This window comes from Paenibacillus sp. EB106-04-04-XG159 (assembly GCF_058791835.1).
In genome coordinates this window covers 1-13,821 of the sequence record NZ_JBYTDY010000029.1, presented here as the reverse complement: position 1 = coordinate 13,821, position 13,821 = coordinate 1, and the positions used below count along the sequence as shown (strand labels likewise).

At 46.6% G+C, this 13,821-nt stretch carries 11 protein-coding genes; 1 reads left to right on the top strand and 10 read right to left on the bottom strand.

What is annotated here, in order from left to right:
* Positions 1–12: 12 nt before the first annotated feature.
* From AC3WTP_RS22455 to AC3WTP_RS22435, 5 genes are all read right to left on the bottom strand, one after another.
* Entirely contained in the window at positions 13–891 is an 879-nt protein-coding gene (locus AC3WTP_RS22455; protein WP_492396869.1) for a carbohydrate ABC transporter permease, read from the bottom strand.
* A 1-nt stretch (position 892) separates the two neighbouring features.
* On the bottom strand, positions 893–1,846 hold the full coding sequence (locus AC3WTP_RS22450) for a carbohydrate ABC transporter permease (protein WP_492396868.1): 954 nt from the start codon (positions 1,844–1,846) through the stop codon (positions 893–895).
* Between the two features lie 20 nt (positions 1,847–1,866).
* Complete coding sequence (locus AC3WTP_RS22445; protein WP_492396854.1) at positions 1,867–4,758, bottom strand: extracellular solute-binding protein; 2,892 nt, start codon at positions 4,756–4,758, stop codon at positions 1,867–1,869.
* Between the two features lie 166 nt (positions 4,759–4,924).
* Positions 4,925–6,340, bottom strand: a complete 1,416-nt coding sequence (locus AC3WTP_RS22440) for an ABC transporter substrate-binding protein (RefSeq protein WP_492396853.1) — start codon at positions 6,338–6,340, stop codon at positions 4,925–4,927.
* Positions 6,341–7,222: 882 nt separating this feature from the next.
* On the bottom strand, positions 7,223–8,116 hold the full coding sequence (locus AC3WTP_RS22435) for an AraC family transcriptional regulator (RefSeq protein WP_492396852.1): 894 nt from the start codon (positions 8,114–8,116) through the stop codon (positions 7,223–7,225).
* A 200-nt stretch (positions 8,117–8,316) separates the two neighbouring features.
* On the opposite strand from AC3WTP_RS22435, the gene AC3WTP_RS22430 reads away from it, so the two are divergent.
* A complete protein-coding gene (locus AC3WTP_RS22430) occupies positions 8,317–9,168 on the top strand; it encodes an aldo/keto reductase (RefSeq protein ID WP_492396851.1) in 852 nt (283 codons plus the stop codon).
* Between the two features lie 194 nt (positions 9,169–9,362).
* Here AC3WTP_RS22430 and AC3WTP_RS22425 read toward each other — a convergent pair whose 3' ends face one another.
* From AC3WTP_RS22425 to AC3WTP_RS22405, 5 genes are all read right to left on the bottom strand, one after another.
* Positions 9,363–10,565, bottom strand: coding sequence for a pectin acetylesterase-family hydrolase (locus tag AC3WTP_RS22425; RefSeq protein WP_492396850.1), 1,203 nt, complete (start codon positions 10,563–10,565; stop codon positions 9,363–9,365).
* A 208-nt stretch (positions 10,566–10,773) separates the two neighbouring features.
* The gene (locus AC3WTP_RS22420; protein ID WP_492396849.1) at positions 10,774–11,268 is read right to left on the bottom strand and encodes an effector binding domain-containing protein; all 495 of its coding nucleotides are present in this window, start codon (positions 11,266–11,268) and stop codon (positions 10,774–10,776) included.
* Between the two features lie 152 nt (positions 11,269–11,420).
* A complete protein-coding gene (locus AC3WTP_RS22415) occupies positions 11,421–11,792 on the bottom strand; it encodes a VOC family protein (RefSeq protein ID WP_492396848.1) in 372 nt (123 codons plus the stop codon).
* A gap of 230 nt (positions 11,793–12,022) precedes the next feature.
* Positions 12,023–12,814 carry a helix-turn-helix domain-containing protein gene (locus AC3WTP_RS22410; protein ID WP_492396847.1) on the bottom strand — a complete coding sequence of 264 codons (792 nt, stop codon included), beginning with the start codon at positions 12,812–12,814 and terminating at the stop codon, positions 12,023–12,025.
* Between the two features lie 182 nt (positions 12,815–12,996).
* Entirely contained in the window at positions 12,997–13,347 is a 351-nt protein-coding gene (locus AC3WTP_RS22405; RefSeq protein ID WP_492396846.1) for a hypothetical protein, read from the bottom strand.
* Positions 13,348–13,821: the final 474 nt, after the last annotated feature.

Here is a 13,821-nt window from a genome sequence, read left to right as displayed (position 1 = left end):
TCTCCTTTTTCACTAATCTTTCATGCCCGAGGTGGACATCGTCTGCAGCACATTGCTCTGCGTAATGATGAAGATGATGATCGGAACGCTGATCATGAGCAGCGTCGCCGCCATCGATGGACCTGTCCGGATGATGCCCCCGGCAAGAATTTGATTCAGCGCGTAATCGATGGTTTTCAGCTGCTCACTGTATATATACATCGATCCGGCGGCACCGCCGGCTCCCCACAAGCCTTGGAAGGAGAAGATGATCAGGGTCAGCCACGCCGGCTTGACCACCGGCATGACAATGCTCCAGAAAATGCGGTACTCGCTGCACCCGTCGATTTGCGCCGCTTCCAGCAGCGCATCCGGGATCTGCTCCATGAACTGCTTCATCAGGTACAATCCAAGCGACGAGCCGATTGCGGGAATGATGACTGCCCAATACGTATCGATCATGCCAAGCCAGGACATCGTCATGTAGTTCGTCACCTGCGTTACCGTCCCGGAGAACATCAGCGACAGCACGACGACCGTGAACAGCACCCCTACGCCCGGAAATTTGCGTTTGGCCAGCGGGTATGCGGCCAGGGATGCAATGATGACATGGCCTGCCGTCCCGATGAATGCAATGAAGAACGTGTTGAATATATATCTCGTGAACGGCACCCATGTGCCCGACATCAAATTGTACAAGTCGGTAAAATTTTTCAGGGTCGGGTTCCGTACGAGAAACTTCGGCGGGAACTGCAGAATTTCATTGATCGGTTTAAAGGCGTTGCTGATCACGAATACAAGCGGCAGCGCCATAAAGTAGCCAATCACGGCAAGAAACAGAAACAACATCAGATCGCCTGCGCGGGACCGGTTGATTTTGTTGCCTTTCAATAGCTTGGCTGCGGTACTCATCTTACTCACCAACCTTCTTCAGCAGCTTTTGCACGAGCAGATTGGAGCCAAGCATAATGCCGAACAAGACGGTTGCGATTGAAGACGCGTATCCCATCTCAAACCGGATATTGCCATAGTCCATCAAGTGCGTCACAATCGTGTGCCCCGCATACTGCACGCTCGGGAAGCCGGCCAGCGCTGTCGCGACTTCGGCGACGGCGAACGACGATGTGATCTGAATGACCGCGCCGAACATCAGCTGGGGCCGCATCGCCGGCAGCGTAATGAACCACAGCTCCTGCCAGCGGTTGCGGATGCCGTCGATCGCGCCGGCCTCGAACAGCGTCTTATCTATGCTCTGCAGGCCTGCGATAAAAGCGAGAAAGCTGGTGCCGAGACTGAGCCATAGCTGCACGATAATAATGATCGTCATAATATACTGCGGATCCTTGAGCCATAAGATCGGCTCCGCGATCAAGCGGAATTTCAGCAGGAAAGCGTTGATGTAGCCGTAGGAATCCCCGCTGAATAATAACGTCCATACGATGAAGGCGTTGCCGGACAATACCGGAGCGTAGAAGACCAGCGTCGCCACCGCCCTGACCTTGGGCGACAGCTCGTTAATGACCCATGCCAGCACGAAGCAAACGATGTAACTGATCGGGCCGGTGATCGCCGCGAAATAGATCGTGTTCTTAACGGCGAGCAGGAAGATATCGTCCCGGATAAACAATCTCGCGTAATTTTGCCAGCCTACCCAATCGGGAAATTCCAGCATGTTAAAATTCGTAAAGCTGACTGTGAGCGACAAGAAAACCGGGAGGACCGTGAAGATGAAGAATATCGTAAAATAAGGCGCAATCATGACATACATGTGTTTGTGCCGCTTTATTTCGCTCATTTTCTTCGCCCAAACCGACGCCCTTGGCTGCTTCAGCACCTGTTCTCCTGGCTTCCGGCTTAATGGAATCATGCTCATGCCCATCCTCCCTTCTACTCTGCTGTCGGCAGCTTGAATTCTTTGCGTTTGATCGTAATTTCTTCATTAATCGTGCGCACGTAATCAAGCAGCGTTTCCCTTGGATCGGTCTTGCTGTTGATCACGGAATAAAAAGCGTTCTGCACATGCCGCACGAGCGAATATCCGCCGGGAACATCAGGCATGCCGCGCACCCATTCCCACTGCGACATTAACTGGTTGTATTCCTTGGCAGACCAAGGCAGCTGTTTCATCGCATCCACGTTCGCGGCCGCGTACCGGCCGGATTCGCCGAGAAGTGCTTCCAATTCGCGGCCGAAGGTCGCCTGGGCTTCCGTATCGGTCCACCATTCGATGAATTTCCATGCCGCATCCTTGTTTTTCGTATTCTTGAACATAACCGTTCCCAGGCTGGCCGAAAGCGTCTCGCGGTGTACCTCGCCGTCCTCGCCCAGCACGCCCGGCACGGGAGCGAAGCCCCATTGCCCGCGGATTTCCGGCGCGAAGATCGTCAGCGTGTTGTAGGTCGTATAGTCCGCAATTCCCAGCGGCATCTCGCCTGTCCGGAAGCGGTTCACGAATTCGAATTCCTGCGGCAGCTTATAGTTGTTGTACAGCTCTGTCCACTTCTTGAACGCCTTGATTCCGACGGGCGAATCGAGATCGGTCTGCATGCCGTCATTCTTGTAGTACTGGCCCCCGTTCTGATAGAGGAGCATCTCGAATACGGGCGTCGGCGTCATGCCGACCTGCATATGATGCTTCTGCAGCTCAGGGATGACATGGTACAAGTCCGTCCACGTATCGGGAACCTTCAACTTGAGCTCTTCCAGGATGTCCTTGCGGTAGAACAGCATCGGGAACGACTGCTTCTCCGGAATGGCGAAGATTCCGCCCTGATATTGGAAGCCGACGAAGGCGCTGTCCATGAAACGCTGCCGAACCTTGTCAAAGCCCGGGTATTTCGACAAATCTTCCAGCGCGTGCCGCATCGCGAAGTTGACGACTTCGCCCGTTGACAGCGCGACATCGGGACCTTTGCCCGCCAAGGTCGACGGCAGCAGCACCTTGCTGTCCACCAACTGCAGGTCGATCTTGATCCCTGTCTGAGGCGTGAACGAGTTATCGATCATCGACCGGATCAGCTGCGCCTGATCGCGGCCGCCGTTGACCCACACGACAACGGAGTCATCCTTGGAGCCGCTTCCGACATTGTTATAATCCTCGGTGAACGAGGAAGTGAAGGACAGCACATCATGCTTCAGCCGGCCGAAAAATCCCTTATTGGCTTTCGGCGTATCGGCATCCGGCGATTTGACGAACAAATAATCGAGCTCGAGCGGCTGTTGATTGATAGTAAGCAGCCACGTTCCGAGCGATGTTACATTATCCTTGAAATTCTTCAAGCGGCTGGTCAGCGTCTCCGGACGGCTGCCGAGGTCTCCCAGCTGATAGGATGTCGTGCGCAGAATTGTGGCGCTTTCGCTCTTCACTCCGATCAACCGGTCCATGTCGTCTGCCGCTGCCTCGAGCAATTGGCTCTGTTTCAGGAACAGATCCGTCATTCCCGGAAGCAGCTTCTCCAGCTGATAGTCGCGGTAAGCGTCCGGCTCCGTTCCGGTAATCATAATAATTTGCCGGTACAGCTTATTGAGCTCCTGAATGCTCTTGCGTACCGATTGGATGACCTCCGAGAGCTCGCCCATCGTCACCTCGAGCTTGATTTCGTGCCTGCCCTTGGTCAGGTAGAACAAAAAGGGGCGATCTTCTTGACCGGCGACGCCGACCTGCCACGCGCCATCGTACTGGTAGGTGATGTGTTCCGCTTCCTTGAACGGAATTTGATCATCGATATACAGCTTGCGTACGACGTTCACTCCACGGGACAGATTCTGTTTATAACGGAAACCGATCTCGTATAGGCCGTCTTCGGGAATGTCCATCTCCCAAGTGATCCATTGACCGGGTATTTTCCAATTGATCCCGCCGATTGAATTCATCCGAATCTTCGACACATGGTAGGGCTCCGTTCCCGGACTCGACCGGTCGTTGATCGGGTACAGGGAAGGGCTCGATTTATAGAGCGCATGTTCACCTTGAAGCTTGATCACAATGTCCTTCGTCTCTTTGTAGCCCTGCGCGTCGTAACTTCCAGCAAGCTCCTCGTAGGACGGAAGCTGCTTCTCTTGATAGAACTGCAAATAATCGATCACCATCGGCTCACGGAGCGAGACCAGCTCGATCCGGTGCTTGCCCTTTGTCATATAAAAGGAGAACGGCTCCTGCAAATAGCTCTCCGCGTCGCTGAAGCTCTTATCCTGCCACATGGGACTTTCGACTTGCCTCGGCCTTAATTCATTCTCGTTGCGGTCGCGCTGCACGTCCGGCTTTTCATTGCGCCATACTCGCGAAAAGACGAGTCTGTTCGCTTCCTCGAACGGGAGCGCGCCATCGATCCGAAATTCCCGTTCGATGGGCGAGCTGTTCCCAGCTACCGGGAAATAACGCAAGCCGAAGTGATACAGCCCGTCTTCCGGAACATCGATGTCCCAATAAATCGATCCCGATTCTTCCGTCCGCACGACAGGGCCAGCCGCTTGTTCGAATGAATCCAGAATATCCGCCTTCATTCCTTCAGTACCCGCGAACGATTCCGCTTCGATTCGGCCAATCCTGTCCGGACGGACCACATTCAGGTAGCGGGCTTTATATTGTTCATACCGAAGCGCAGATGATGAAGGGCTGCCCAGCGCAGCCTCCGGCCGATCCGCCTCCATCCCGGCTGCCGCCGTTTCTTTCGCTTTAATTGCCGGCTCATCCGACGATATGAAAGAGGTGACGATCCATACGGCAACAATCGCTATTATGGAAACAGCAGCAATATGCTTTCTCTGTAAGATCCGCACGCCCAGCTCTCCTTCCTTACCTGCTCACCACTGTCCCAGACATACCCGAAGGCAATCCCCATCCGCTCCGTCGCCAGGCATCTATACTGCATCCCTTGCGGGCAGATGGGGATAGGCCATTCGGTCTAGCGCTTTAGCACTCTATCCATCCAGCAATCCTGCTGGATTACTTTTTCACTTTGTTTAAGATATCGTCCAAATTTTTCTGGATCGGTTGCTTGATTTTTTCCATTTCGGATTCCGGAGTACTGCCGTTTCGAACAAAGTTCCATACCGCAGGAGATAAATTCCCACCGATATCGCCTACGCCAGCCCAAGGCACAGGATTGACCCAATCGGAAATCGTTAAAGCAGCTTCAACGTCTTCAGCGCCCTGCAGATTGCGCTCGTTGAATTCCTTGCGGATGTTGCGGGTTTCATCCCACAGAATGAGTTCATTCCAGATCTGGGCGACGACTTCGGGCTGCTTCACATTGGCAGGCATGAAATATAACGAGAAATTTTCGAGCGAGTTGGCGTATTCGGTCGCCTTAGGCCCTTTCGGGAAGTACACGAATCCGAATTCGTCCGTCATTTCCTTACGTCCTCCGGCTTCCCACAGCTCGCCGGTGACCATTGCCGCTTTGCCCGTATGGAACGCGGTTTGCGAGTCAATCCAATCCTCGAAATTGCCGTTTTTGTTCGGCATCATCACTTTGTACGTATTGAACAGGTCGTACAGGAAGCGCATCGCTTCAACGGCATTCGGCTCATCGCCGGTGAATACCCATTTGCCGTCGCGGTTTTCAACCAGCGCTCCATTGTTGGCGTACATAATGATGCGGGCGATGATCGGAGCATGGTTCGCGATGCCCCATTGATCGATATTGCCGTCGCCATCGGTATCCTTGGTCGCTTTCTTCAAGATTTCCAGGAAGGTATCCCAGTTCCATTTGTCCTCTTTGACCAGCTGATGCGGATCAGGCAAGCCTTCGCGCTTGAACAACGTTTTGTTGTAATAAATGCCCGAGCCGGCATTGACCGAATCGGTGAATCCGTACATTTTGCCGTTCCATGCGCCGAAGTTCTGAATCCCTTTCGGCCATTTCGGATCGTTGAAATCGAATAGATCGCCTACCTCGCGCAGAAAGCCTTGGTTAATCATTGGAATCGCGAAATATTTGTCGATGGCAACAATATCGGCGACCGGCTCGCCAGCCAGCCCTGAGGCGATCAATTTCTCGTTGACTTGCCCGTAAGCGAGCGGTTCATACACGATTTTCACGTTATACTTCTTCTCAACTTCCTTCTGTCTCTCCATCCGCATATCCCCATACTTCGTGCCTTCGACCGGACCGCCCAGACCACGCTGCTCGGCATCGTCGAGCAGAATCCGAATTTCACGTCCGCCCAGATCGACCTTCGGCTCCTCCGGTTCTTTCGGTTCCGGCGTCTTCTCGGGAGCGGCTGCGTTGTTCTTAGGCGTTTCCGCATTCTTTTCCGTTGCCTGATCGTTAGTAGGTTTTTCAGACCCCGAACATGCCGTAACAAAAACAAATGCAAAGACGAGCATTATTGATGCAAACGTTTTCAATTTGCGCATTAAAAATAACCTCCCTGGTTTGCTGTCGTATGTGGAAGACCGACTTGAAAAACATAAACTCACCGTGTTGCATCACGCGAAGGATGCATCACCTCCTTATTTTCGACAGGTTTTTTCTTCATTTGATAAATAAATAAAGAAAATATCCTTTTTATAAAGCCGCACAGATGCATTGACAAGATAATCGCTTGCTTCAACCTATTATAAAGAGTGTTCTACCGGGATGATGGAACAATATTCCAAAATAAGTTGCCATATCATCCAATGGATTCCATGTAAAAAAACTCAAGCCATGACTGCAGCTTGAGTTTCAAGTTTACTTCGCTATCCTTCTTCTTCTTTATTTCGATTGAAGAAACTTTTGATTTTGTTTCCGAGAGAAATAAACCACTATAGTTGGGAGAACAAAAAATGAGCATAGTCGTTTTTTTGTAATGCTATCATTAGTTCCTCTTCAGACAAACTCATGTTTTTTATTGAATATATTTCGCCTCGAGTAAGATATGGTTTTTCTTTGGTTAGTGAGTCCAGTAGTTATTTATTGATACTTGAAGGTTAAAAGGCAGATGAAACTTTTCATGATCAACAATTACCACCTGGCATTTCCCAAGTATCAGATCGCCAATGTGTTCTTAGTAAAAGAGCCTCATCTTTTTCATTAGTAATCAAAGCGGAGACTGATATACAGTGTTTCGGTAATTGGTAATTCAAAACAACGCCCTCCTTCGTATTACCTATATACTTTCCCGCCAAATGGTAAATCCCGCGTCATTAACCTGCCCAATAGTTGAGCAGGATGTGCATCGATAGCCTCCGTTTTGAAGCACTCGTTTCCCGTTAGTTTAGCCCCATACTCAATTTACCGTGGTTTCGTACTCTCCTTTATGCTTTCAAACGCTTTACATCTTGTCTAGGTGGGAAGCCAAACATTCGGGAATACTCGCGGCTAAATTGTGAGGAACTTTCATACCCTACTCGAAATGCCACATCAGTAGCATCTACTGACTCGGTTAATAATAGGCGACGGGCTTCCTGAAGCCTTAATTCTTTCTGGAACTGAATAGGACTCATAGCGGTTACCTCTTTGAAGTGTCTATGTAGCGTTGAGACACTCATATTCACTATTTCCGCTAGTTCTTCAATCCGAAATGACTTATCATAGTTATTTGTTATATGTTCAATAACGTCCTTTATTTGATGGGCGGAACTACCCTCAATTGCAATTTGTTGAAGCCTAGCACCATGTTGACCTTGCAGAACCCTATACAGAATTTCTTTCGTAAACAGCGGCGCAAGAATGGGAATATCCTTCGGGTTGTCCAGCAAACGAGCTAACCTGATGACTGCATCCAACAAAGGTTGCTCTAACTGGCTAACAAACATACCTCGCTTTGCGTTCTCTTTCGCTCCTTCTGAAATTTTAGATTCAAGTAAAACCTCTAGAATTTGATTCGCAGAAAATTCAAGTTTGAAACCCAAATAAGGAACGTCTTGAGTAGCTTCGGTGACTTGAGCAGTAACAGGCAAGTTGACGGATGCAATAAGATAATCTGCAGGATTGTACTTGAAGCGTTCCTGCCCCAGCAAAACCTCCTTCGCGCCTTGAACAACTATGCAAAAGGAAGGCTTGTAAACCCCATGTCGAGGTACGAACGCATTCGAGTCGCGTATGAAAACTAATGATGGAATGGCTGTAGTATGAACACCATCGTTTTCTGCATAACGTTGAATAATTTTGGCAAGCTCATTTTGCTGCATAGCGATTAGTTCAGACATTTGTTCCTCCTCGTTCCGTCATTCTTCATAGTTCCATTATAATCGATTCTTCACTTCAAAATAGTGGGAGTGAGAGGATTAGGCAAACATTTGACATGAATGGGATAACGATTGCTTTGTCATCAGGTGCATAATAAGGATGTAATAATGGTGTCTGTTATGGATATGATTAAGTCGGATAAATAATTGGAGGACTTTTCATGCAAAGAGTAACTTTGAACAACGGTATTGAGATGCCTATCCTTGGTTTTGGCGTTTTTCAGATTACAGACTCATATGAATGTGAACAAAGCGTTTATGACGCTATTATGGCAGGCTATCGGCTGATTGATACCGCTGCCTCTTATCTAAATGAAGAAGCTGTTGGCAGAGCGATCAAACGCAGTGGCGTGGCAAGAGAAGAGTTATTTATTACTACGAAACTCTGGGTTCAGGATACAGGCTACGAGCGCACAAAAAAGGCATTTGAAAGATCACTAGAAAGATTGCAATTGGATTATTTGGATTTGTATTTGATTCATCAGCCGTATGGCGATGTGTTTGGTTCTTGGCGCGCTATGGAGGAGTTGTATCGTGAAGGAAAGGTGCGTGCAATCGGCGTCAGCAACTTCCATGAAGACCGCCTAATCGATTTAATTATTCATAATGAAGTCGTTCCTGCCGTAAATCAGGTAGAAACGCACCCATTCAACCAGCAAATCGAACATGCAAAATTCATGAAAGAAAATAATGTTCAGATCGAATCCTGGGCACCATTTGCTGAAGGAAAAAACAACTTGTTCCAAAATGAGTTATTGTTATCCATAGCTAAAAAGTATAATAAATCCGTCGCTCAAGTGGTTTTACGTTGGTTGACGCAAAGAGAAGTTGTTGTGATACCAAAGTCTGTTCGTAAAGAAAGAATGGTTGAAAACTTCAACATCTTTAATTTTGAATTAAGCCAGCAGGATATGGAGTCAATTGCTACGTTAGATACGAAACAGAGCCTGTTCTTTTCACATCGAGACCCTGCAATGGTGAAATGGATTGGTGAACGTAAACTCGACATCTAATTATCGTATCCCCAAATGTGGAGCAGGTGGCACTTAGGCCATCTGCTTCTATTCGTTTGCAGTAGTAAAACAATTATTAAGCAAAACTGCCAATTAGCTTAATCGAACAAATACCTGCTGGGCATGTAATAACTATATTTCTGCTGTTGTCGGCAAACTGCCGTACATACCGTATCTCCTTACAACCGACAGCGTCAGCCCTCTTTCTCTACAAAATGCCGCCCCACGGAGTAATTTTCATCCTTATTCACGGCATCGTCCAGCCACTTCATCAGCTTCACCCCGTCCTGTTCGGTTTTGTAGAAATGATTTAATGGGGAGAGTGTATGTGGAGTTCTGCCCGTCTTCTCGTTAAGACCGTAATCAGTGATGTAATAATAGTAGCTTGGCAATACTTCTGTTAGCTCTCTGGCAGATTGCAACATGCGGGCCGACCAGCGATGCACATATTCGTCATCGTCCAAAACGTCACCATTCAAATCCTTTTCAAAGTCGAACAGCAGCTCATCATAAAGCGTATTGGACTGCAAAAGTACCGCATTGTCCGGGAGCAGCTTGCGGTTCGCCGCGAGTACGGACGAAATCAAATCGCCGTGAACTTCATAACCAAAGGTTGCTGCAAAGTTGGCCTTCCATTCGTTATCGATAATATCCGGCCAGCGGTCGGCATTTAAGTAGGAGCTGTCCGAATATTGATAAATGCGGGCATCTGGGTAGCGTTTCGCAATCTCAGGCGTCCAGAAAGCAGCTCCGAATCCTCCGGCGCTTTCTCCCGCAATGAGGATCTTTTCCGGCGAAGCGAAATGGTCTGTAATCCATTCCAATGCTGCGCGCGTATTGGCTTGCCCGTTGTAACGCATTGTAAACGGCTTGCCTTTGGCGTCCGTATATTCCTTGGATGTATTCCCGATATGCAGATCACCAGTAGAATAAGGGATATATACAATATTCCAATCCTTGAACGGATTGTCAGGGTTATTATTTTTCAATAGGCCGCCAAGCGTACTTACTTTAAAGAATGGAATGTTCGGAAAGTAATATTTGATCTCACCGTTCTTCATTACATTACTCAGACTGATCGGCTGCGCGGCAGTCACCGCATCCCAGGCCACACCGCCCCCAGAAAAATAAATGATCAATTTATCTTCAGTAGCTGCTCCCTTATTGGCAAGTAAATAGTATTCCGAACCGTCGGCAGAAATTACTTGTGCATCCTGGTCAAACTTGATTTTATTCCAGACATAGTGCTCCGCAGCAGCCCATTTATCCGGTTCAGCAGGCTTTTCAAGTATGAAGAAATAAATATAACTCGCCAAAACACCCAAAATAAGCGCAATTCCGCCTATCGCAGTCAGGAGAATCTTGTTGATTTTCTTCACTATTTTCTTTTTTGCCACACAAAGACCTTCCTTTCAACCATAATAAAGTTTCCCTTTCGGTAGACCAAGCATTGCTTCATCCCCCTAGAGCTAATTATCTTTCAGTTAACAGTTCATAGATAATATCCTGCTCATTAGCGTAACGAGGCTACCGATCAAACACGGCAGCCTCGTTTTGGTTGTTTATTAAGATGTTCTACGTTATTAAACGTATATTTCAAAATGGTTATTCTGAAACAATCGGCAGTGAATATCTTGCGAACCCTTCAGCATTGTAACGGTATCGTTCACAGATTGTATAATTACGTCCCTGAGCATCTACTCTTATACCATGCTCTGAAATATAAGCATCAATTACTTGTCCAGCGCCGTCAAAATCCCCAGTTCTACTTGCAGCGACAACGCAGCGTTGCGCTGGAATGGTCATGCGCGAAAACCACTCTGGCACGCCTTCAAAAGTGGTGACCTCTACGCACAGAAGGTATGCATGCGTATTTGGTGTATTCTGTCCAGGTGCCTGCGGCCACACACCATACTGAACGGAAACGTCGATGATTTGAGGCATGTAAGTGGAGAGCCCCAGCAAGCTGTCCTTCGCATGATGGTACTTACCACTCATATCATTTAGTCCGATACATGGGATACCAATTAATTTCAACTCTCCATGCTCAACAATCACAGCCTCCATCTCTGGCAAAGAAGAAATCATAGTCTCGTTCATTTCAATACCCCTCTCTAAATTTTCGAATCCATATAATTTCGATATGTTAGGATTAATTTCACGTATTTATCCTGCTCGTTATTTCAATGAAAAAGCAGCAGCGGCGAACTGTTCGGTTGACTATCATGTTCCATTACATCTATAAAACTTAATTATATAGCAATTACATTGATGATATTTCCATCTAAATCCCAAAAATCAAACAGTTTCATTTCTTTAAAATCTGTATCGGAATCAATATCCGTTACTTTAACGCCATTTTCTTTCAATGTCTGATGTAACCTTTGTATGTCTTTGGTAGCAAAGTTGAACGGCACATAGTCAACGTTCGGAGTGTGGTTATTAACTTGAACAAGATGAAATCCGCAATTAGAAGCAATTGCGAGACCCGCCATACGTTCATTTTTCCAACGCAATTTAAACCCAAACAATTCTTGATACCATGTTAAAGATGATTCGAGGTTCTTGACAGGTAAGAACACCGCGTCAATTCTTTCAACTTGTTGTTCAACTACTTCAGTCATTCTTTTACCACCACCAAATTTGATTATTAGGTAAATAATTCCTCGAAATAAATATACCGCACATTAGTTCGCATTGTAAATAATCGATCTTCAGTTCTTGATCTCAATTAGTGGAATGAATAAATCCAACTAAAAAAAGGGACCCACTGCTTTATACACTCAGTGAGTCGTTTTGCTCGCCACCTTACTTAGTTAGTGATTTCTCCTGCCTGTTAGCTCAATACAGGGTTTTAACGTTTACTATCATGGATCTGATCATAGGCAGCGATCATTTGTTCCACTGGGACCCCGTTAATCGTTAACCCATCGATTACACATTTTTCGATGCGAACTCCCGACAGATTGCTGTTCGTAATTACGCTATCATGGAAATCAACAGCCTCTATATGTATAGGCTCATATTCCTCCGGCTGAAGCAACCAACTATCTCTTAGTGTGGAACCATTAATTCGTAACCCTGACAGATTACAGTTGATTAACTCGACATTGGCCAGGTCACACCTGTCAACGGTGCTTTTCTTGAAATCATTCTCAGCGAATCGAATAGGCGAAGTGTGTCCACCCAGATCATGAATAACAGCACCATTCATCTGACTAAACCCGAGCGATAGTCCATCAAGATCAAGATGTCTTAAAGACAGATTCGCCATGCCGCCATGGTGAATTCGCATTCCGTTTAATCGGCTATCAAATATTTCGGCGCCATCCATAACGACATCGCGCATAACGATGCCCCGGAGATTGGAACATTCGATCTTCGCTTCAGCAAAATCTACCCTTGTCATTGTCTTGCTGTCTTTCGAATCAGAGCCAACACCGCCGAAAAATAAAGAATCAATTGTACAATTGAACAACTTAGAAATCTTCGGCAATAAGGTTATGTCTGGAGTGGCTAGTCCGGTCTCCCATTTGGATACAGCTTGGCTGGTCACACCTAGAAGATCTCCTAACTCCTGCTGAGTCATATGTCGTTCCGATCGAAGTATCTTTATACTTTCGTGAAACTTTATCTCTTCTACCATGTGGATTGCACCACCTCATATGTGATGACTGTATCATTGCATACGGTACCCAATTGACGCAATGTAAGTAAAGTTGATAAGTATACAACCGTTGGTTGTATCGCTTACACATCTAAGTCCCACAAAGGAGCGATATTATGAAAAAAACTATTGGAATATTCTTTGCGATTTGTCGATAAAGGTCAATCTTCAAGTATCTCAAGTTCGTTAGCTACAATATCGAGAATTGAATTTGTACCCCAGGAGCTAATAAATGAAAAATGCCTTAATCCCATTAGCTCATTTTCCGCACCTGAACCATTGGTAATATGTTCATTCCTAACTACTCTTAGCTGTTCGGTATCATCTTTCACTACGACTTCAACAATGTCTTGTCCAACAGAATAAAAATCCACCAATCTCCAGCAGGTTTTAAACCTTAATTTTATCTTTTGTTTGTTCCATGTTATGAAAGTAACATATACTTCACCATGCAAAATCGTTATTTCCTTGATGCTTCCATCAGCAAATGAAAACTTATTAGCTATTCCCATAAAAATCACCCGTCAACTCCGAAATATACGCCCTCATATGTTACCTTGCCCCAAAAAGTACTCTCACCAATTGTAATACCTATTTCCGCAGATAAATCTTTAATACATGCTAAATCTTCATATCCCACTAATTTCTCGTTATACTCAATACCCTTTCTAATGAAATCTTCTGATTCATTATTAACATAATTACTCCACCACTTATTTATTTCCTCAGCGCTTCTATCTTTCTTCCACCCATTAGCAGAACAAAATACATCGTCCTTGCTCCAAAGCTTAAGAATATTTCAGTAATCTTTTTGTTTTGCATTGATTTCCTATAACGTCTTATTCACGAATTTAGTAAATAATTCCATATACAGGGTATTCGCGAAACTTTTGAACTATCCTGCTCATTAAATCGAGTAGGAGGGGGCGACTAGCCCCCGTCCTCTTACACCACCGTACGTACCGTTCGGTATACGGCGGTTCATG